Annotated in this window: 20 protein-coding genes and 1 pseudogene; 11 read left to right on the forward strand and 10 right to left on the reverse strand. The window is 34.9% G+C overall.

Annotated elements, in window-relative coordinates; genetic code table 11:
• Positions 1-68 precede the first annotated feature (68 nt).
• A complete protein-coding gene (locus BKP57_RS22850; RefSeq protein WP_232231420.1) occupies positions 69-509 on the reverse strand; it encodes a tyrosine-type recombinase/integrase in 441 nt (146 codons plus the stop codon).
• Positions 510-766: 257 nt separating this feature from the next.
• On the reverse strand, positions 767-946 hold the full coding sequence (locus tag BKP57_RS22855) for a hypothetical protein (protein ID WP_128743228.1): 180 nt from the start codon (positions 944-946) through the stop codon (positions 767-769).
• An 89-nt stretch (positions 947-1,035) separates the two neighbouring features.
• On the opposite strand from BKP57_RS22855, the gene BKP57_RS21705 reads away from it, so the two are divergent.
• The 10 genes from BKP57_RS21705 to BKP57_RS11810 all read left to right on the forward strand — a co-directional run bounded on the left by BKP57_RS21705 (position 1,036) and on the right by BKP57_RS11810 (position 13,082).
• A complete protein-coding gene (locus tag BKP57_RS21705) occupies positions 1,036-1,203 on the forward strand; it encodes a hypothetical protein (RefSeq protein ID WP_156875315.1) in 168 nt (55 codons plus the stop codon).
• 99 nt (positions 1,204-1,302) lie between these two features.
• The gene (locus tag BKP57_RS23435; RefSeq protein WP_128743226.1) at positions 1,303-1,518 is read left to right on the forward strand and encodes an ImmA/IrrE family metallo-endopeptidase; all 216 of its coding nucleotides are present in this window, start codon (positions 1,303-1,305) and stop codon (positions 1,516-1,518) included.
• A 71-nt stretch (positions 1,519-1,589) separates the two neighbouring features.
• A complete protein-coding gene (locus tag BKP57_RS21710; protein WP_198034990.1) occupies positions 1,590-3,749 on the forward strand; it encodes a T7SS effector LXG polymorphic toxin in 2,160 nt (719 codons plus the stop codon).
• Between the two features lie 17 nt (positions 3,750-3,766).
• The gene (locus tag BKP57_RS11780; RefSeq protein ID WP_050349601.1) at positions 3,767-4,225 is read left to right on the forward strand and encodes an SMI1/KNR4 family protein; all 459 of its coding nucleotides are present in this window, start codon (positions 3,767-3,769) and stop codon (positions 4,223-4,225) included.
• A gap of 286 nt (positions 4,226-4,511) precedes the next feature.
• Positions 4,512-4,847 (forward strand): imm11 family protein, encoded by a 336-nt coding sequence (locus BKP57_RS11785; RefSeq protein ID WP_050349600.1) that lies wholly within the window; start codon positions 4,512-4,514, stop codon positions 4,845-4,847.
• Between the two features lie 775 nt (positions 4,848-5,622).
• Entirely contained in the window at positions 5,623-6,471 is an 849-nt protein-coding gene (locus tag BKP57_RS11790) for a PRD domain-containing protein (protein WP_082240821.1), read from the forward strand.
• 181 nt (positions 6,472-6,652) lie between these two features.
• Positions 6,653-8,104, forward strand: a complete 1,452-nt coding sequence (locus BKP57_RS11795; protein WP_128743224.1) for a glycoside hydrolase family 1 protein — start codon at positions 6,653-6,655, stop codon at positions 8,102-8,104.
• A gap of 19 nt (positions 8,105-8,123) precedes the next feature.
• A complete protein-coding gene (locus tag BKP57_RS11800; RefSeq protein WP_050349598.1) occupies positions 8,124-10,022 on the forward strand; it encodes a beta-glucoside-specific PTS transporter subunit IIABC in 1,899 nt (632 codons plus the stop codon).
• 1,870 nt (positions 10,023-11,892) lie between these two features.
• Positions 11,893-12,474, forward strand: a complete 582-nt coding sequence (locus BKP57_RS11805) for an HAAS signaling domain-containing protein (RefSeq protein ID WP_072741564.1) — start codon at positions 11,893-11,895, stop codon at positions 12,472-12,474.
• The gene (locus BKP57_RS11810; protein WP_050349594.1) at positions 12,471-13,082 is read left to right on the forward strand and encodes an NDxxF motif lipoprotein; all 612 of its coding nucleotides are present in this window, start codon (positions 12,471-12,473) and stop codon (positions 13,080-13,082) included. Before BKP57_RS11805 ends, BKP57_RS11810 begins: the two co-directional genes overlap by 4 nt.
• 662 nt (positions 13,083-13,744) lie before the next feature.
• Here the strand turns inward: BKP57_RS11810 and BKP57_RS11815 are convergent.
• From BKP57_RS11815 to BKP57_RS11830, 5 genes and pseudogenes are all read right to left on the reverse strand, one after another.
• Positions 13,745-14,188: pseudogene (locus BKP57_RS11815) on the reverse strand (cbb3-type cytochrome c oxidase subunit I); the annotation flags it as partial.
• Complete coding sequence (locus BKP57_RS22080; protein ID WP_050349592.1) at positions 14,182-14,388, reverse strand: hypothetical protein; 207 nt, start codon at positions 14,386-14,388, stop codon at positions 14,182-14,184. The gene BKP57_RS22080 and the pseudogene BKP57_RS11815, both read right to left, overlap by 7 nt.
• A 159-nt stretch (positions 14,389-14,547) precedes the next feature.
• The gene (locus BKP57_RS22085; protein ID WP_156875316.1) at positions 14,548-14,700 is read right to left on the reverse strand and encodes a hypothetical protein; all 153 of its coding nucleotides are present in this window, start codon (positions 14,698-14,700) and stop codon (positions 14,548-14,550) included.
• Between the two features lie 181 nt (positions 14,701-14,881).
• Positions 14,882-15,202 carry a divalent cation tolerance protein CutA gene (gene cutA, locus BKP57_RS11825; protein ID WP_072741565.1) on the reverse strand — a complete coding sequence of 107 codons (321 nt, stop codon included), beginning with the start codon at positions 15,200-15,202 and terminating at the stop codon, positions 14,882-14,884.
• Between the two features lie 127 nt (positions 15,203-15,329).
• Positions 15,330-15,659 (reverse strand): hypothetical protein, encoded by a 330-nt coding sequence (locus tag BKP57_RS11830; RefSeq protein ID WP_050349590.1) that lies wholly within the window; start codon positions 15,657-15,659, stop codon positions 15,330-15,332.
• Positions 15,660-16,452: 793 nt separating this feature from the next.
• Between BKP57_RS11830 and BKP57_RS11835 the strand changes: the two genes are divergently transcribed.
• Complete coding sequence (locus tag BKP57_RS11835; protein ID WP_156875317.1) at positions 16,453-16,731, forward strand: hypothetical protein; 279 nt, start codon at positions 16,453-16,455, stop codon at positions 16,729-16,731.
• A 932-nt stretch (positions 16,732-17,663) separates the two neighbouring features.
• On the opposite strand, the gene BKP57_RS11840 is transcribed toward BKP57_RS11835, so the two are convergent.
• From BKP57_RS11840 to BKP57_RS11850, 3 genes are all read right to left on the reverse strand, one after another.
• The gene (locus BKP57_RS11840) at positions 17,664-17,999 is read right to left on the reverse strand and encodes a hypothetical protein (protein WP_050349587.1); all 336 of its coding nucleotides are present in this window, start codon (positions 17,997-17,999) and stop codon (positions 17,664-17,666) included.
• A gap of 375 nt (positions 18,000-18,374) precedes the next feature.
• Positions 18,375-19,385 carry a FecCD family ABC transporter permease gene (locus BKP57_RS11845; protein ID WP_050349586.1) on the reverse strand — a complete coding sequence of 337 codons (1,011 nt, stop codon included), beginning with the start codon at positions 19,383-19,385 and terminating at the stop codon, positions 18,375-18,377.
• Complete coding sequence (locus BKP57_RS11850) at positions 19,382-20,398, reverse strand: FecCD family ABC transporter permease (protein ID WP_156875318.1); 1,017 nt, start codon at positions 20,396-20,398, stop codon at positions 19,382-19,384. Before BKP57_RS11850 ends, BKP57_RS11845 begins: the two co-directional genes overlap by 4 nt.
• Between the last annotated feature and the right edge of the window lie 3 nt (positions 20,399-20,401).

Here is a 20,401-nt window from a genome sequence, read left to right on the forward strand (position 1 = left end):
TTAAAACGCTGAAAAATCGCACACGTAATATACAGGTAATATACATGGATTATGAAAGAAAAAGCTGCTTATTTAAGCGTGTCAATCGCTATAAGCAGCTGTTCAATATCCTTGTGTGTATATACTTTATCTGTAATATCCTTGGATGCATGTCCCATAATTCGTTTGATTGACAACTTGTTCGCGCCGGCGTTATCCATGAGTGTTGCAAATGTGTGTCTACAGTCATGAGGTTTATGATCCATTTCTAATTGCTCCATGATCTTCTTCCATTTTTCGTGATAGTAGACGTAGCAACTCATTTTGTTGTTTTCATGATTAATGACGAGATATTCCTTCTTTGGATCCATGCGAGCTTCGATAAGTGAATGTATTTTTTTGTGAATGGGGATTACTCGGTTTGTTCCAGCTTCTGTTTTAAAACCTCCCCGGAAGTACCTTTTATCAAGATGAATGTTTTCGTTCTTTACTTCAACTAAGTCTCCCGGTCGTAAACCTGTATAGATCATGATCAAGACCGTGTCGATAAAATCTAATCTATCGACGTTTTCCTATAACTTTTTAATCTCATCCTAGTTAAATGGTTGCCTAGAACTTTTCGTGTTATCTCTAGGTAACTCTACAAACCTAGCGTAGTCTTTATGAGTTAGATCATTTTCCATAGCGAATTTATACATCTGATTAAACAGCACTTTTATTTTTCTCTTTGTGCCGTGTGATTTATCACAGTTATGGATAACTGCCTGCAAATGCGCCTTCCTAATATCTACGAATTTAAGTCATGTAAAGACTCCGAGCGGTTAAAGGCCATTTCATAGCCACTTTGATTTGATTTTGATATTTTCGGGAACCGTTCTTTCTTTAATCGTTCGTACACTTCTTTGAAAGTGATCTTACCGGCAGATAAATCATATGGATTGCTGTTGTAATCAGCCAATGATACCATTGCTTCTTGTCTGGAAGTGAAATAATCAAGGTATTCATAATTTGCTTTCCCTCATCAGTCCATCCAGTAGTTATTCTGACTTGCAGCCAATGAAAGAAGTTGAAACTAAACTCATGATGGGTGCAGATGACAAAGGAAATATCATTGGAAAAGAATTGCGTTCAGGAGCAAAAGGGCAGTTGTTGATTGTTTTCCTTTTAGTTAGAGCAATATTTAAAAAAGGAATGTCCTTTAAAAAGCTATCTATATTACTGTAGAATACGTTACTAAAAATTCCGGAATTATTGGGGACTTGTTGACAAACCTATAAAAAATATAGTACGGCTTTTAGAAAAAAAGACTTCGTTTTAGCAGCCTTGAATATTAAAAAGAGAACTATTGACGCTTTCGGATCTAATCAAGAAGTAAATGGAAAATCTTATTACACTATTGTTTTAGGAAATAATAAGTCTTTTTACAGACGTCAGTTTGATGTGGCTCATGAATTAGGGACCGTTTCTCCACACCAAAACCACTCCACTTCCTGTAACTATAATCGAAACGAGTTACGGGAGGTGGTATTTTTTCCATAAACAATTCCATATATTTTTTACTTTTAGTATAATGCAACTAAAGGGGTTACATTGAATTTATTACAATGGGGATGGAGGAGATGTTCATTAAGGCGCTTTATGTGAGCGACCTTCATAGCTATATTGACAAAACCATATCGCAGCTTGAACAAATACATACACGAGTAAAAAACATCCAGAAAAGCATAGAGGGTATGATAGCTTTGGAGGATGCGTTTAAAGGAAAAACGGCAAATTCTATTCGAACATTCTATCAAGAGGTGCACATGCCGTTTCTGTTGTTCCTAGAAGGTTTTATTACGAATTACTCCGATACCTTACAGGAAATGAAAAAGTCGATTCAGGACATGGAACCAAACAAAGATGGGGTTATTCGTGAGGATTTTCTTTCTCAAGATGTGCAACGAGGCTTTGAGCGAATGGAACAGATTACCATGGCGTTAACGGATGAGGCAAATGCCGTTCTTCACTCGGTCAAAGATATTGTTAACATTCCCAATATAGACGATGGGGAATTCCTAGATAAAGTACAGCATGCGAAAAAGCTGAACCGTCAGACGATAGAGAAGCTCCACGCTTTTGATCGCCATAATACAGCTAAGCTAGAACCCGTAGAACAAGATATACGAACGATGAAGAATTATATTAGTCAAATCCGTGAGCTAGGAAACAATGGAAAGTTATGTGTTGATAAGTACCAAGCTAGACAGTTAGCTGATCAAAAGTTTCATAAAGAACTTATATCTGGTATCAAGAATAAAGCTGTGAGAAACGCAATTGGGCTTGAGGCAGTGCTTGGCGAAGTAGGCAAGCTTCTACTCTTTAGGTATAATCGATTTGCTGCTATTCCTATTCAGTATTTGCAGAAACATTTTGGACTGAAAACCATGGATTATAGTTACCGGGCTATGCATGCAGCTGTAGCAGCATCAGGTGACCGTTTAACTACAGGAGAATTTACTACCATTGAACACCAAGTGGTTTCTAGAGTAAAGGTTTCTGACTATAAGAAAGAATGGCATGGTGTATACTATACGCTAATTGATGGTAGAAAAGTCCGTGAGTTTAAAGAATCTGATGGTTCCGTGACGTACGAATTGGTATCATCAATTCCAGATGATCGGAGGCAAAATGCATTTCAAAAGTCTGCTCAAGCGTTTCAAGAGATAGGTTCGGATGTAGTAAAAGCAGCAGAGGATAGAAATGAAGCTAAATTCGACTCTTTTTATGATTTTGGAAATTATATTACTTTTGGTGCATTGAATACGGGACAGGACTTTTCAAAAGGTCTTCAGGTCCGGGCAGAAAATATGTTGAATACACCAAAAGACTTTGTTAACTGGCTTACTGTTGGTGGAGTAGACATGATGCATGGGACAATAAGTCCTGAAGAAACGTATTCCAAAGAACATTGGTTATCTAGTTTTGGTTTGTTTTCAACGGTTTTTGGTACAAAGTCGTTCCTTTCTAAGCCAAAATCTGGTAGTAAGTTTGCGGACCAAAACGACGTTGGAGAAGTAATTTCTAAAAATAATACGTATACAAGGTCCTCTCTAAAAATTCCTACGATGTTGAATATAAAGGAATGGATGAGAACACAAATACCTAAAGTCAATGTAGTTAGTGATACGAGAGGCGGCTATCACTATACAGTGAGTAAGGGAAGTAGTGATTTAAAAAAGAATAACAACAATCTTAAAAACGAAAAAGACATCTATAAGGTTAACCCTAATGATAGTGAAAGTGCACTTAAAGGTTATCAACAGAACAGTAAACATACAGTGCAGAAGGATAGAAAACAAGTTGTAAGCTTTACAAAAGAGCAGCTTGCTACTAAACCTTTATATTCTCCTGCTCCAGATAAGTGGATAAAAAAGGGTGGAACTGTAAAAATAGATGAAGATGGGGTCTGGGTATATACAAACAAGAAAGGTCAAACTGTAGGATATCCTGGGGGGTATCCTGATTTTACAGAGTTTTCACATCCAACTGTCAAGCCAGTAGAAGTTGAATTTGCAAATCCAACGAATCGGCCTTTAGATTATAAAAACTCTAATATAAAAGCGGGATTAAGCAAAGATTCCGATCCACCGGTCGCTTCTTTATACGAAGCGCCTGAAGGTTATACTTGGCATCATCATCAAGACGGAAGAACAATGATTCTTGTTGACAAAAAAATTCATAGGGAATTTACTCATACCGGTGGAATTAGCGTCGTTAATAGAAAATAAATAGGAGGGTTATATATATGGCGGAAATTTTTGGTTCACATAAAAATCTTTCGTTAGAACAAATAGAGAAATTTGAAATTGAATATAATGTTAAACTTACAAAATTATATAAGATATTTTTATTAAAATGGAATGGTGGAAAAGTAGCTCCTAACTTATTCACGATATCGGGCGAACAAGGCCGAAGTGTATTGAATGTATTTTACGGAATCGGTGATATGTATGATAATCTGGCTGATTTTATAGATATAATGGACGAAAGGTTACCGGCGGGATTTATTCCAATTGGAGATGACCCAGCAGGTAATGCTATATGCTTAGGCACTAAGGAACCATATTATGAAAAAATTTACTTCTGGGATCATGAGCAGGAACCAGAAAATTCTGATGATATGAGTAATATGTATTTTTTAGCCAATAACATTGAAGAATTCCTAAATAGTTTATATGGAGAAGACGAACAAAATAACTCTTAGTAATTAAAACCTTGATCTGCCAAGCCTTTCAAGGTTTTTCTTTTTCATAGAAAAGAACAAATGTTTCTGTAACCCTGAACTTTGTACGCCCCTGGATTTCTACAGGCTGTGCCACATATCTTCTGTTGAAGGGGTGGTGCAGCTTGAAGATTAAAGTCATCAAAGGACCCCATTATGATAAAGTCATCCAGGAATGTTACCGATATCTATTCGAGGCATACGGAAGGGAGAAGATGCGAAACGATGATAGCAGTGTATGTAAGGGTGTCAACGGGAAGAACAGATAATGACTGCATGGAATTTTCGGGAACAAATAAATATTCTAAAATATGTAGATGATGATTACACTGGCGAGATACTTAATCGGCCGGAATTAACAAAATTGCTGGATGTAGTTGATGTTATTAACTATGAACGTTCAACATATACTATTTTTGAATTGGAAGACGAAAAAATATATGACATTACCAAATTTGCGTTAAATGAAAATAAGATTAACGGAAAACATATATTTAAGTTAAAAGATAAAGGAATTCCAATATTCGTCTCCGAAACCTTCAAGAAATTAGTAGAAGAAAATAACATTACAGGTTGTGACTTTTTGGAGGTTGAAGTAGTTTGAAAAAGATGGTATTAGTTTAATTAACTGTATTTTAGATCGCCTACTCTCTTACGGGTAGGCTTTTTCTATGGGAACGTTCGTTTGCTCCTGAATTAAAGGATAGATAAATAGCTTCTTTATATAATGTCAAAACGCTAAAGAACTCTAACAACAAATGAATTGTTAGCTGGATTATCAAAATAAGTGTTGGAGTATAAAATAACAACTCTTCGGCTATCAATTTGTTGGTAAGGCTTGTAAAAGAACGTATTAATTTCTATAGTACTAATAACGTTAATGTGCTTTTGGTTTTTCAACTGTACAGAAAGAGATTGATTAATTTTTACACATAGCACTTGGAAAATGTTGATATAATAGTGTTTCAAGTACTATGTTACCCCTGACCAACACTATTTATTGTTAAATATAAAGGGTAGTTTGTTAGTTACAAGAAAACAGCATTGAGAATTACATCCCAATGCTTGTTTTTTTGTCTCTTAAATAGTCACGGTGAATCGTATCATAAGTAAATGAGATTTTAAGGAATCAAATGCAGGGATCCATATATTATAAATGACGTAAGATATGCAGAGAATGCATTAACATAGAAATAGTCCTACAGTGGAGATTGACTTTTCTCTTTTTATCGATTATATTAATAGGGTAAACTCATATTTTAATGGATTGTTACTGGTCATGCAGGCGATACCTAAAAAAAAGAAATCAGGAAACTAACTTTTTAGTTCACTGTATTTGTGTTTTTAGGATTGTGTGCATTTTTTGTATTTAGGTGGTGATGACAGTGAAAATTATAAAAAAATTTAATAATAATGTTATTATGTCACTTAATGATAAAAGTCAAGAAGTCATTTTAATTGGGAATGGTCTTGGTTTTGGAGTAAGTCCAGGAGATACAATTAATAAGGACAAGATCGAGAAAACTTTCGTAATAGATAATGACTATAATCGAGAAACAGTCTACGATTTCTTGTCAGATATCCCTAAAGAACAACTCGAATTAACCAAGGATATTATAGAACTTACAGAGAATTTGTTAAAGGTTCAATTAAATGATTATTTGTATTTGTCACTGTCAGATCATTTATATTACGCTTTTAAGCGACATAAATCCGGTACAGATATCAGTAACCCTTTATTAAATGAGATTCAAAAAATCTATCCGAAAGAATACGAGGCAGCTATGCTTGCTTTACAATTGATATTTGAATCAACTGGAACAAAGCTAGCAAAAGATGAGGCAGGGTTTATTGCCTTGCATTTTGTAAATGCCCAACAAGGACAGATTACAATTAATGAAACAATGAAGATTCCCAAAATGATCAAAGAAATATTGCGGATAATAGAATTTCATTTTTCCATTCAATTGGATACGTCATCAATTTCTTATGATCGCTTTATTACTCACTTAAAATACTTTATTAAACGAAGCATTGATTCAAATGAAGAAGAACACAATTCACAAACGAATGTGATGCTACAGTCATTAAGGATGAATACACCCAAAATCTATGATTGTGTTGAAAAAATTTCTGAGTATATGCAAAAAACACAAGAAGTAACCATAAATGAAGATGAAAAGTTTTATTTATTCGTTTATATTTATAAATTAACAACTAAAGAATAACTACATGGATTGTTACTGGTAGTGCAGGCGATACCTAGGATAACATAGAGATTTCTTCTATGCTATTTTAGGTATTTTTTTATATCAAATTTTCTATGGGCAAAGGGACAAGTCCTTTTTTCAAAACGAGGACTTCCATTATTATAAAAACCAAGTTTTCTTTATGAAAGGAGAAAAAAAGATGAACAACATTAAAGGATTTCCAGAGAATTTTTTATGGGGAGGAGCCATTGCGGCCAATCAAATAGAGGGGGCTTGGAATGAAGATGGTAAAAGTATTGGCTTATCAGATTTGTTTATTTATAACCCAGATAAGGATAATTCTAAGCTCCATACGGCAAATATGACTCAAGCAGATGTAGAATTTGCAGTCAATGACAAAGATGGATACTATCCTAAAAGACATGGAATTGACTTCTATCATACGTATAAAGAGGATTTAAAATATTTAAAAGAAATGGGATTTAAAACTTTACGTTTTTCAATCAACTGGGCTCGGATATTTCCTAGTATAGAAGACTATACGCCCAATGAAAAAGGACTAGAATTCTACGATAACTTTATTGATGAGGTTATCAAAAATGGTATGGAACCAATTGTAACCATTTTACATTACGAAATTCCTTTGTATATTACAGAAAAATATCATGGTTGGAAAGATAAAGGTGTCATTGATTTTTTTGAAAAATATGGTCAAACATTGATAGAAAGGTATCACGATAAAGTAAAATATTGGATTCCAATCAACCAAATTAACTTACTCCATATTGAACCATTTCTTTCAATAGGGACATGCATTGATACCGTTGAAAACTTTGAAGAAGCAAAATACCAAGGGGTTCATAACCAAATAGTAGGTAGTGCCTTATTGAAAAAATTTGCCAAAGAAAAAGGGTATGATATAAAATTTGGCACAATGCTGGCTGACTTAACTGCTTATCCGGAAAATGCCCACCCTGATAATGTGTTATTGGCTATGAAACACAATCGTTTAAATTATTTCTATACCGATGTTCAGTTTAGAGGCGCATATCCTGGTTATATCAGAAGATTCTTTAATGAAAGTGAAATTGATATAAAGATAACTAAAGAAGAAGAAGCATTGTTGAAAGAGAATACACTTGATTTCTTAGCTGTTTCTTATTATTTTTCACAAATGGTATCCAGCGAGTTAAGCAAAGAGCAGCATGTTTCATACACGTACAGTTCGGCCAAAAAAAATCCGTTTGTTCAAGTCAGTCCATGGGGATGGGCAATTGATTCCAAAGGATTCTATAACTGCCTCTCTCAATATTGGGATCGTTATCAAAAACCAATCTTAATTGCCGAAAATGGGTTAGGAATGTATGACAAATTAGAAAATGAAACCGTAGATGATGACTATAGAATTGAGTATATTAAAGATCATTTAATCCAGTTAAAAGAGTGTATTGAAGATGGTATTGAGATTATAGGTTACTGTGCTTGGGGACCAATAGATTTAGTGAGTGCTTCCACGCAAGAAATGGAAAAACGTTATGGTTTTGTTTATGTAGATATAGATAATTTAGGAAATGGAACTGGAAAACGTTATAGGAAAAAATCCTTCAATTGGTATAAGGAAGTCATTGCAACCAATGGAGAAAATTTATAGATACGGGAGAAGGAAGAAGATGGACTATAAACGTTTAGGAAAGAACATTATTTCATTAGTTGGCGGGAAAGATAATATCAACTTAGTGTGGAACTGTATGACAAGATTACGTTTTAATTTAGTAGATAACACTTTACCCCAAATAGACGAACTAAAGAAATTAGATGGTATTATGGATATTCAAGTTACACCATCACAATTTCAAATTATCATCGGAAATAATGTCGATAGTGTAGCCGATGAAATTAATCGTTTAATTGGTCAAGTTAAAAAACAAGCAACACCTGAAAAATCAACACCAAAAAAAGGCATTAAAAATAAAATTAATGGGGTTTTTGAAGTCATTTCAGCGATCTTTTCACCAATTTTACCAGCTATTATTGGCGCTGGTATGATGAAAGTTGTCTTGGCATTAATTCCCCTTACTAAACTGATATCGGAAACAAGTGGCATTTTCCAAGTATTCACAATGATATCAGATGCAGCTTTTTACTTTTTACCATTCCTATTGGCTGTGTCTTCAGCAAGAAAATTCAATGTCAATGAGTTTATTGCATTGTGTTTGGCTGGAGTCTTACTGTATCCAACTTTGATTAATGGAGCTGCTAAAGGCTTGGAGCCAATGAAATTTTTGGTTTTTGATGTACCTTATTTAAGCTATAGTTCGTCCGTCATTCCTATTATTTTAGGGGTTTGGTTAATGAGCTATATTAATAAAGCAGTTAACAAAGTGATGCCTTCAATGCTAAAAGCCATTCTATCATCCGTTTTAGTTTTAGCCATTACAGTGCCTATTGTGTTAATTGTAATTGCCCCACTAGGCTTTTACATTGGAGAGTATTTATCAAAAGGTTTAATTTGGTTATTTTCAACAGTAGGTCCTTTGGCTGGTTTGCTACTTGCAGGATTTAATCCATTTATAGTGATGACAGGAATGCACTATGCGTTTATGCCAGCAGCAATTCAAAGTATTGCTACGAATGGCTTTGATAACTTTTGGTTACCATTTGCATTAATAAGTAACATGGCCCAAGCCGGAGCAATTTTAGCTGTGTTTGTAAAATCAAAGTCCTCTGAGCAACGTTCGATTACATTCTCAACTGGCTTGTCAGCGATCTTCGGAATTACTGAGCCGGGTATGTATGGGGTAACGTTAAAACTAAAAAAACCATTATATGCAGCTATGGCAGGAAGTGCTATTGCTGGTTGTGTTGCAGTGCTACTTCATGTAAAAACATATTCATTTGTAGCACCAAGTGTTTTTGCATTACCAACTTATGTTGCTCCTAATGGTAATATGTCAGCACTATCAGCAATTCTTATTGGTATAATTTTAAGTTTCATCTTAAGCTTTACCTTTACAATGTTTTCTAAATTTGAATTAAATTTAACGAACAACCAAACTACTAATAAGGAACAGAAAAACAGCAAAAAGTCAAAAATTGATTTGAATGAGGGAGAAAAAGTTTTTAGTCCCTTAGCCGGAAAAGTAATCCCTATGAATCAAGTGCCTGACAAAACATTTTCAGCAGAAGTCATTGGTAGAGGGATTGCAATCGAACCGAATGAAGGAATCTTAAAGGCGCCAGTGGATGGAGAAATTGCAGTCTTATTTCGAACAAAACATGCTATTGGAATAACTTCAAATAACGGAGTGGAACTTTTAATTCATATTGGAATTGATACTGTGCAACTTGAGGGTGAGCACTTCGAAGCCCTTGTAAAAGTGGGAGACAAAATAGAAAAAGGTCAACCACTAGTCAAATTTGATGTTGCAGCAATAAAAGCCAAAGGTTTATCAACAGTAACGCCAATTATCGTTACAAATTATAAGGAATTTCCTGAATTTGAAGTAATAAAAGTCAGTGAGACTATCCAAATAGGTGATCCAATTATCATAATAAAGGGAGTAGAATAATTTTTGGGGATGTGTATAATAGGGCTGAAGAAAAGATAAATATCTATTGCCGATATGCTTAATTAAGCATATCGGCAATTCTTTTTTGTAAAAAAGCTCATTTAGGAACGTGACGGTGAATCGTATCACAAGTGATGGTAAATCAGTTTTTTAAATTAAAGTTTGATAAATACTGGTGTGATGGTTTGATAGCTTATTAAATAGTTTGCATCGTATGCTCATTTGTTTTTCGTTTAAAATCAAAAGCAGGTGATTATATGTATAAGATTGCATCATTACAACTCTCGAAGCATTTATTGATGCGTAGCTGAAATACGATCGCCCATCATTCAACCGTTATTATGGTCATCACCGGTGGATAAGCATGTTACTGGAGGATAAGAATAAAACTAGGAAGCTATACCGCATCGCTCTTTAGTAATATGGGGATATCTGTGTAGCAGTAAATGTTTTCTTTGAGAAGTCGTTTTAAAAAGCAGCAACAAAGGTTAGAAACACAAGCAAATAGGATATTCCAATTCTTATAATGAATTGAGCAGAAAATCTAAAAAACAAGCCAAATAGGTTCCCTGTATATAGTCTGCCAGCGTATTTTTTAGATACCTTTTTGAATACCCTTTACGAAAAATCCGTTAAAATCCCATGAAATACAAACCGGGAAAAAGTTGCTTTAAAGCGGTTTATGGACTTCCAAATAATATGGAAGAAACTCGCTAATTCCTGATTGAGTTCTGAGCCTATTCATCGTACAAAGAGAAAATGGGTATATGTCCTTCATTACGTTACTTGTTTTTTTAAGTTATCGGGTCAACTTTAATTTACTCCATACCAATAGAGGCTTCCGGCAAGTGGGTGGCTTCCAAATTAAGTCAAACTGTAAGTATTTCTTTACATCGCCATACATAATCAGATCCATATCTTTTTCGTTGCCGTACACTTCTACGAGATTTCCTATGTTTTAGATATTACTCTCACCAGCTTTGCTTCGTTCTAAATCAGTGGAATTTTGAGAAGTTAACAGTGAGCTTTATACAGGTATAACGCTGCTTTTTTTTGTTGTAAGCAGTGGTTCTTTTAGAAGAGGTGGTGAATATGTCCAAAACTGCTACAGCTCTTCACTGCAGAATGGGCTTTAGACCAACTGAACAAATCATTGCTTGTTTAATAAGGAGCTCTTGTTTTTGATGGGGAGGTATGCCAAATCAAATGGTATTCGGGATTTCCAATTCCTGATGGAAAAACTTTCGCCAGTTGTAATCCATCTTCAAAGAGGCGACATCCAAATTAGATTACATATTTTAAATTTCTATCACATAATCTGCAAATGATTGGTTCTGATCTAGTAATGTCTTTTGTACGTCTTTTTCCTCTTGTTTAACATCGTCTAACTTTGCAGCAATTATTTAAAGATTTAAGTAGTTAAGAACACACGAATTATGACTGGCTGCTATCCAGTAAGTTATCACGTCAAAGTTTCTGTGTGTCATTGAATTCTTAATTTTCATTGATGCAAGCGGTTTAAGGTAATTCATAAATTGATTCACGGTGAAAGCCAATGAAAAGTGTGCCAGAATCATAGTACGACGAATAACTTGTTAAAAAGTTTAAAATTTGGATTGGTTTCATTCTTATGGGCCGTTCGTCTTTTATTTATGCGATATTGTTATTTAACTTCACTATAAAGGAACGCTTTTGTACGATCTAAATATTATTATTGTGGATGGAAATGCAGATAATAATTTAGAAAAGTTATTATAATTCACGAAAAACGACGAAGCTATACTGACATTATAAATTATGAACGTTCAATTTGATAAAAGAGTGTACTAGAATTAATAGTCTTATTAATATGACGGGGAGAAGGATACACTTGAACAAACATAATTTTTTGAAATTGCTTAAAAATAAACTGAAATATATGTCTGTAAAAGAAAAAAAACATATTGTAGATGAATATAGTATGCGTTTTGTTGATGGAGGTAATGAGAATAAAAGTGAGGAGGAAATAAGTAGAGAGTTAGGAAAACCCGAAAAGATTGCTAAAGAATTAAGCACTGTTTATGCTATAAATAAAGTAGAAGAGAAAAAAAATATAAAAAGTATGTTTACAGCACTGTTGTCAATGATAGGATTGAGTGTAGCGAATTGCATCATTACTATAGTGAGTTTATTTATTTTGTTATTATGTATGCCATTTATATTAGCTTATATAATTGGTGTACCAATTATGATTCTATCTCCAGTTATCTTAATTGTAATAGGATTTGTTAATGGATTTCATACAATTGGAGTGGACGATGTATTTCAGGTTGTAAAAGGTTTTATTTTAGGTTCATTATTAGCAATACTGGGCTATTATATTGGAAAATCGGTTAGGGAATCTGTTGTTAGATTATTTATTAAACACTGGAAATGGAACATATCTATTTTTAAGGGGGAGAAACTAATATGAAAAGAATCTTTTATAGCTTTTTAATTGTTTTGTTATTGAGTGCATGTTCCCCCGAAGAAGACATAGACGTTTCAGAAGAAGATGGCACTCCTCTTATAAAGGACGTGAAAATTCCTAATACTATTTTCACCTCTGAAAAAAATAATCGTGTTATTGACGAAGAAGAAATGAAACAAAGCATAAAAGTATATTTAGACAGCAGTGAAGAATTAGATAATGCCAGTTATCCATTTGAAGAGTTCCTATGGGATGAAGATCAGGAATTACATAAAAGTGAATTGGATAAATTGAACAGAATTAACAAGCTTGTAAAAGAAAATGATGAGAATTTCTCTAATTATATCTCAAATAATACCTTGCCTGAAGGTTATCAAGAAGAGTCTGAAAGAATTAGTCGTTATATTACAGCTTCAAATGAGTTTATACACGAATTAAATGAAACAATCGATAATATAGTAGATGAAGCAAGTGACGGGAGTTTCCCTGATATAGACATGAAATCGATAAAAGATAAAACTCGTGTGGTGAATGGAAGAGAGCAGGGAAAAATAGAAGAATTTCTTGATAAGGAGAATATTGACACAAAAGCATTTGGCCGGGGAGATTAAAAATAAAGAAAAGGTTAAACGATTGAACTGTGTAAAATAGACATTCATTACATACTAAGATTTGTGGGTAAAGTCATCGCCGAATTATTTTTACCCACTATTTTTCTTTTTTGGGGACTGGAACATAACTAGTCAAAAATAACGAAAAAAGGTTATGAGAGAGCGTAAAAAATCTTTCCAATAAAATTGAACACCTCCTTATTGGAATGATATCCATTTACGCTCGTTAGTTCCATGTACGAATCCTCTTTGAATAAACCTAAATATGTTCTTACTCCAATCATTTTTAAACTTAAACATGTGAAAAATTTTGTCGCACACAAGCGTTTAACATAAATATTTATAGCCCTGCTTACTTTTTAGAAAAAAGGGCTGAGTTTAATTCACGCCTAAAAGTAATAACGATGCTTTATTATTTTCTTTGACGTAAATAATTCGTATTAAAACTGTGCACACGATTGTTTTCAAACATACTCGTTGCAATAACCAGTTTTGATTCGAGCGTGGAAATCGGACTGTTAGATTATCATGTTACTTATGGTGTTCCAAGGTAGCCTTTTTAGATATAGCGATTCCAAAACTTATTGACTGTCTGGTAAAGTAAAAACAACGAGGTAACTATTTTTCTAGTTACCTCGTTTTCAATTCATCTATTCATCTGCTTATTCTTCCGCTTCAGGTATGCTATCTCCACCTTTATATTTAGGTTTTTTCAGATGGAACATAATTTTTATCGTAAATACAACCAAGATGATCACACCTATGAGAAAGATTGTATCTGGTACGGCACGCCATAATAATAGATCTTGAATAATATCTTGTTGTAGAAACTCACTTGTTCGTGATGCCCAATACCCATTATCGAAGGCTTCCTTCAATTGGATAAATCTAATTGGTGTTAAGGAAACAAATACCATCCCAAATAATCCGATATTTAATAGCCAGAATGACCATTTCAACCACGTATCATTCCATTTCTCAGGTTTAACCACATTTCGCAGTGAGTAGATAAGTACAGCTATTGCAAACATTCCATAAACACCCATCATTGCTGCATGACCATGTGCAGGTGTTAACTGCTGACCATGTTCAAAGTAGTTTACTGCTCGGTTCCATCCCCATTACTGCTGTAGGTTACGGAGCCATCTACTAAGCGACTACCTGCAAGTTGGATCACATCTTCTGGATAGTTGACGCTTGTTTCATCGTCAGGGTTAAGTGGTGTACCAGCTGGAATATGTCGAACATTCAATTCATCTACATCCTTTATTTCTCCAAGCTGAAGCCAAACTCGAGCGTATTCCATTTCCTCAGTAGAATAATTGGATAATGCATTCTCTTCTCTACTTTCAGGCTCATCTGTTGAGTCAGTGCCATTATTAGACTGGTTAGTAGTTGTGCTTCCTGCTGTTCCAGTTGATTCCGCTTCATCTTCTGCTTCGTTGTCTAGATCGTTCTTTTCTGTCTATTTCGTTTCTTTCTCAGATGCTAAACTAGTGTCATTATCTGAGGAATCCGTTTCTGATTTTTCCTTATCATCACTTGCACATCCCATGAGCAATAGAACGAGCAATAGTATAACAACGTTATAATAAAAAACCTTTCTTCGTTTCTTCATTGAATCATTCCTTTTCTTTAATTATAACGTATCATATTGAAAAGGTACGTTATGTAAACATTAAAAGTACATTGTCTTCTCCTTGAATCTCTAAAAATAGGTTCGTTATAGTACAGTACCTATAATCGTAGACATAGAGTTACAACTTCATTCTCTATTTTAAGTTGAAACGCATTAGGATTTAACTAAGTAAAGGCACAACGTTAATTATTGGTTCCTCGTAAGGGTGAATACTTTTAATAATCGTTTTTACTTCCTCTATATTTTCAAATGGAGTTTTAAATTCCATTTTACATTCTGAACCGTTTGCTATATTTCCTGTTTTACCTTCAAATGGGTTAGATGCTTCTAAAGGTCTCCAATATCCTTTCGTCTCACTGTACGAAACAACATGATCGTAGTCCCCAACTGTTATATATCCGTACTTGTTCCATTCGTTACGTAAAGGAACGATGTAATCTTCCGGTAAAAGCACCTCAAATTTTACATACTCAAATTTCATTTTTTGATCTTCCCTTTTGTAGAAAATCTACCAATAACCCTACTTATCTAGTTTCTAAGATATCATACATGCATGTCTTACTAATGAACATATAACTCTTTTTACTATCAAGGGAAAGTTCCGCTAGTTATCCCCACCACATAGCTAATACAAACATGGACCAACAAGAGATAAAAAAACCAGTTATAAAAATAGACCATGCATATCTAGAAGAAATAGTTTTACTTAGTATTTTCTTTTTAGCTGCAATGTAAACAAATAGCAATGAGATTAAAAACATACTAATACTGGTTATAGTGGAAGCTGTTAAATAATATATAGGGTAAATAGCAGTGTACACTTTTTCATTTAAAAAATATGCTAAATCTTGACCGTATAAGCCTAATAGAATACCAATAAAAAAACAAACAAAGATGAGAAAATGAAACATTAGTTTTTGTTTTTGTCTTCTAGCCAAATTTATTTTTACCTCCCAACCAAGAGCTCTATTTACTCTAAATAAAATTATGCGATTACGCAATTTGTAGCGGGATTAATTCCTTTTCATTGTAACCCAAATCTGTGACACTTTAAATAGTAAATATTCCATAATTTGGATTAAATAATTACTGTACTTTAGCCAATTTAGTTGGTTTATTTTATAATTAAAAAATAGCCAGGATACAGCGTAATATTATTGGATTTGAAAAAAGTATGATTATCATTTGGATTAGTTTTTTAATAGTTATTTTGGTTACATTTTCTGGTGGAACAGACAAAGAGGCAAAGATCGAGCATGAAGTAGAGTCGTAATAATAAGGAAATGAAAATGGGGAAGATAAGCAGAAAGGGAAGTCTGAGGAAAAAAGAGAACTAAGCGGCATAAATGTTGATAGTGCATAATATTATTAGTGAATCACGGGTTAGAAGATAAATAACGAAATACAAGATCTAACCATTACCGATAGAGAAATAAATCTACTAATAGGTGATAACATATGATAATGTAAAGCTTTGTTAGCTTAAATTAACGATAGCAGTTCAAGTGATTAGTTTTTTTGAAGCATGGGAGCTTGGTTAGGAATTGCTTCTCACGCAAACTAATAATTTTTTAAGCCATTGGATAATAATCCTCATCTAATCCGTTTCTTTTTCATTTCGTTGTATGAAGAATATGTTTGTGAACACATTAGGAGCACAATTAATATTAGCTTATGAATATCTATGTTATTGGGATGCGAGGTGGTTAAATGGAAATAAACTGCTTCTTTTTGAGAGAGAAAGTATATCATTTAAATGATTTTACTAGAAGTAGAAACGCTTATATTGGTGGTTTTAATAACCAGTCTTTGATTGAATTAGTAAGGAAAAATAAAGCGGCGTATGTTGAAAATGGTATATTGATGCTTGAAGGAGGAGTAGTATTTACTGCATACGGTAAAGAGTTTGGTGGCATACCAATTTATGACGACTTAGCTTCTTTATATGCTTATTATTTGAATGCATTAGAAGAATATATAGACAATGGATTCTCGGCTTTTTTTTCCTAGTCAACCGATTGAATGAGTAATGACAAAGGAAGTCGGCCTTAAATCTAAAATAACAATTGACGAGGATTCCTTGGTCGTAATGGAAGAGGAATTATTAAAAGCTCTCATTCACAGCTCACAATGTTTCTTTGAGATGTTGTTCAATGATTTAAAACTTAAAAGCTATAAACAAGAGCTTTTGGAGCGACCGAGCATAGGTCGTGTAATTTAACAGGTGGAACTCCTGTTTGATAAGGCTTTAACCAAGCCATCAATAGCGAGTCTTGGACTTCAACAAGTAATTATTGGAGTTAAGCGTAGACAGTTAGGTAATAGGCCTGAAAGTGATTGAGCTGCGTAATATGTTAAAACGGAGAGGTTGACAGTGTCGAAAGGCTGGAAAACCACACGATATATACCGCTTTGGTAAGGTATATAGAGCCCTCTCGCAGTCGAAGAGCCAGGCATGTTACACAATGATTACACGATAACTCGGGATATCCTGTTTGTTCTTTCTTCTAGGAAAAAAGGGGAGAGTATGGCGGAACAATCGATACAAAGAGAGGAAGCCAGATGACAACAGGAAGTCGGATGACCGCATAGTACCAAAGACGTCGGGTAATGCCGATAAGAGGGAAGGCGTGTCACACCAACATCACCCTTACTAGGGACACACTTACTACACACGGAGGTAGAGCAATAGTGGAAACAAAACTTGTAAGGATAGCAGAATTTGTGAAAGATGTTGGTGAGGATCCGTGTGCGTTAATTGCGCCCGCACGGATCTGTGAGGGGGCGGAACACAATCCCAAAGGAAAGGTTCCCTCCTACTCGACCAAATAGAAACGATTAAAAAGAAAATAGCAAATAAAAAAATCTAAGAATGGGACAGGTTTCTTTGTAGATGTTCCATGAAAAATTTTTAAGGCTATGTTATTGATAAATAAAGGCCCTTAATGTCTCTCGCTATTTGGTTGCAAGGAGCTATTATTTTTCAAGAAAATGATCGTTAATCCTTGAATGCTAAAAAATAGCAGAACTAAAATAGCGATACAATCTCGGTAAATATCTAAACTGACATTTGAGATCAAACGGTGATAAGCCTCGATCAATAACCATCCGATAGGGAAAACAGGAATGGAATACTTATAAGCTTGTTGCATGATTTTTTCCCCATGTTCCGTTTTAGACTCACCACTTCGGGAGAATTTTATATACGCATATACATAAACCAAAAACAGGGGCACCAATATAAGACCAATGGGGGTTAATGCGGTCCATGAAAACATTGTCTTCCTCCTTTTAATTCTTTAAATAGTAGGATGCCTGACCCTTGTTGACAACCTCTTTCCATTTTAATCAATTACTCTACAAATCATTTCTTTTTCATCTAATGTCATTATATAATTTCAAATATCTATTTGCAAATAAATTTGAAAATTATAAATCTATTTTTATTTATCTATAATACGCCTTGTTAATAGTTCCAGCTACAATAGAAAGACTTGGTTTGTTACCTTGTGTTAATAGTGAAAGCAATCGTTTTCGGCATGAAAAGACTTGTCTATAAACACTTTTTATAATAGTCGGTGGCCAGTTCCGCGCGAGTGCTACGAGGCTTTCTATAGTATAAAAAACGAGTGAGTTTCTGCCCACCCGCCTTATTATTTGCTTCGTAGTAATAAATAAATAAAATATGGTGCTCCGATAATGGCAACAACGATACCCGTTGGGATGCTTTCTGGCTGTAGTGCATTTCTGCCAATTGTATCGGCTATTAATAACAACCAAGCACCAATCAGGATAGTGATTGGCAGGAATAACTGATGTCGTGGACCGACGAGCCTTTTTGCGATATGTGGTGCCATTAATCCGATAAATGTAATGCCACCCGTGACAGAGACTGTAGCGGCTGCTAATGCAACGGCTACCATCAATAAAACAACTCTTTCTTTTTCCACCCGCATGCCAAGTCCAATTCCAACCGGTTCACTCATCCCAAAAATGTTTAACTGGTGTGATTTCATGTATGTATATGGAAATAAAATCAAAATCCAGGGAAACAGCGCTAAGATAAATGGCCAATCCGTCCCCCATATATTTCCCGCTAGCCAGTTTGCAATGAAATCGACCTTTTCGCTTTTTGCGCCGGAAGTTAGTACTACCATTAAACCAGATAACGCCATGGAAAACCCGACCCCAACAAGAACGAGATGTACAGGCTTTGCACCGGTTTTTCTTTGATAGGAAAATAAATAGATCAATATGGCAGTAGCCATAGCACCGATAAAAGCGACAACCGGTAACATATACACAAATTTCCCAACTTCTATCGGCATGAATAAAAAGAAGACGGCAATTGCCACACCAGCCCCCGAGTTAATTCCAATGATTCCCGGATCTGCCAGCTCATTTCGTGTTAAAGCTTGTAAAATGGCTCCTGAAAGTGCTAGCGCCATTCCTGCTAATACAATAATAATAAGTCGTGGCAAGCGAATCGAGAAAAACACGAAATCTTCTTTAAAGGTTCCATCCCCTAGGATAGTTGGGATTAAGCGATCAATGGACACGGAAGCTGGTCCGACACTAATTGCTATAATGGAAGTGATGAAAATGAGCATTCCTAAAATAAGAATAATGATACGTTGTTTTCGTATTAAATAGGATGGGATCATTGTAACGCTCTTCCTCCTTTTCGCACGACAAATAGAAAGAAAGGGAGTCCGAGAACAGCAACAATCGAAACCACAGGTGTCTCCATTGGCGCATTAATCGTTCGTCCAACTAAATCTGCTAGCAGCATAAAGACGGCTCCAGCAAAAATAGATATAGGAATGACTTGGCGATAATCCACACCGACTATTGCTCGTACCATATGTGGAATCATTAAGCCGATAAATGCCATATTACCAACTAAAGCAACAGCAGCACCAGCTAATATAACCACAACGAAAAATAATAGCCAGCGTATGCGCTTCGTTTCTTGTCCCAAACCAATAGCTACTTCTTCATTTAAGCTGAGAATGGTTACTTGGCGAGATAGAGTTAATGCAATTAGTAAGCCTACTAAAATAAACGGAACCACAATCGCTAGTTGCTGCCATGTCGTACCAATTGCACCGCCGGCAGTCCAAAGGGAAATATTTTTTGAAAGTTTAAAATATAAGCCAACACCATCTGCCACTGCTTGCAGAAAGATAGAGATTGCAGCACCTGCTAATACTAATTTGACAGGGGTAAACCCACCTTTTTGAATAGAACCGATACCAAAGACAAGACCAGCTCCAAAAGCAGCTCCAATAAAACATGCAATCATAATGCCGAACGTATCCACTTTTGGCACAAGCGCTAGTGCAAATGCTAACGCAGCATTTGCACCAGACGTTAAGCCAAGTAATCCAGGATCAGCTAAAGGATTACGTGTCATTCCTTGCATAATTGCGCCTGAGACGGCAAGTGCAGCACCGACAAACATAACTGCAACTTCTCTTGGCAGGCGAATATCTCGAATAGTAGAATAACTTTCTGAATGATCCTGTTGGAAAAACGCATGAAAAACATCGCTAAAACTGGTCTCTTTTGCTCCCATTTTTGTAGCCATAAGAAACGTCAAGAGGCATAGAATAATGGCGATAACTAATTTGATTGTGAAAGCTGAATGATTGATTTCTTTCTCCACTTTCTCCACCTG

The organism is Virgibacillus sp. 6R (assembly GCF_001895305.1).
GTDB lineage: Bacteria > Bacillota > Bacilli > Bacillales > Amphibacillaceae > Virgibacillus > Virgibacillus pantothenticus.

Bases quoted from the DNA above. Each gene is read 5' to 3' on its own strand.
- BKP57_RS22850 (WP_232231420.1), bottom strand. From the start codon at position 509: ATGATCTATACAGGTTTACGACCGGGAGACTTAGTTGAAGTAAAGAAC.
- BKP57_RS22855 (WP_128743228.1), bottom strand. From the start codon at position 946: ATGGTATCATTGGCTGATTACAACAGCAATCCATATGATTTATCTGCC.
- BKP57_RS21705 (WP_156875315.1), top strand. From the start codon at position 1,036: ATGAAAGAAGTTGAAACTAAACTCATGATGGGTGCAGATGACAAAGGA.
- BKP57_RS21710 (WP_198034990.1), top strand. From the start codon at position 1,590: ATGGAGGAGATGTTCATTAAGGCGCTTTATGTGAGCGACCTTCATAGC.
- BKP57_RS11780 (WP_050349601.1), top strand. From the start codon at position 3,767: ATGGCGGAAATTTTTGGTTCACATAAAAATCTTTCGTTAGAACAAATA.
- BKP57_RS11785 (WP_050349600.1), top strand. From the start codon at position 4,512: ATGACTGCATGGAATTTTCGGGAACAAATAAATATTCTAAAATATGTA.
- BKP57_RS11790 (WP_082240821.1), top strand. From the start codon at position 5,623: ATGACAGTGAAAATTATAAAAAAATTTAATAATAATGTTATTATGTCA.
- BKP57_RS11795 (WP_128743224.1), top strand. From the start codon at position 6,653: ATGAACAACATTAAAGGATTTCCAGAGAATTTTTTATGGGGAGGAGCC.
- BKP57_RS11800 (WP_050349598.1), top strand. From the start codon at position 8,124: ATGGACTATAAACGTTTAGGAAAGAACATTATTTCATTAGTTGGCGGG.
- BKP57_RS11810 (WP_050349594.1), top strand. From the start codon at position 12,471: ATGAAAAGAATCTTTTATAGCTTTTTAATTGTTTTGTTATTGAGTGCA.
- BKP57_RS22080 (WP_050349592.1), bottom strand. From the start codon at position 14,388: ATGGAATACGCTCGAGTTTGGCTTCAGCTTGGAGAAATAAAGGATGTA.
- BKP57_RS22085 (WP_156875316.1), bottom strand. From the start codon at position 14,700: ATGAAGAAACGAAGAAAGGTTTTTTATTATAACGTTGTTATACTATTG.
- cutA (WP_072741565.1), bottom strand. From the start codon at position 15,202: ATGAAATTTGAGTATGTAAAATTTGAGGTGCTTTTACCGGAAGATTAC.
- BKP57_RS11840 (WP_050349587.1), bottom strand. From the start codon at position 17,999: ATGTTTTCATGGACCGCATTAACCCCCATTGGTCTTATATTGGTGCCC.
- BKP57_RS11845 (WP_050349586.1), bottom strand. From the start codon at position 19,385: ATGATCCCATCCTATTTAATACGAAAACAACGTATCATTATTCTTATT.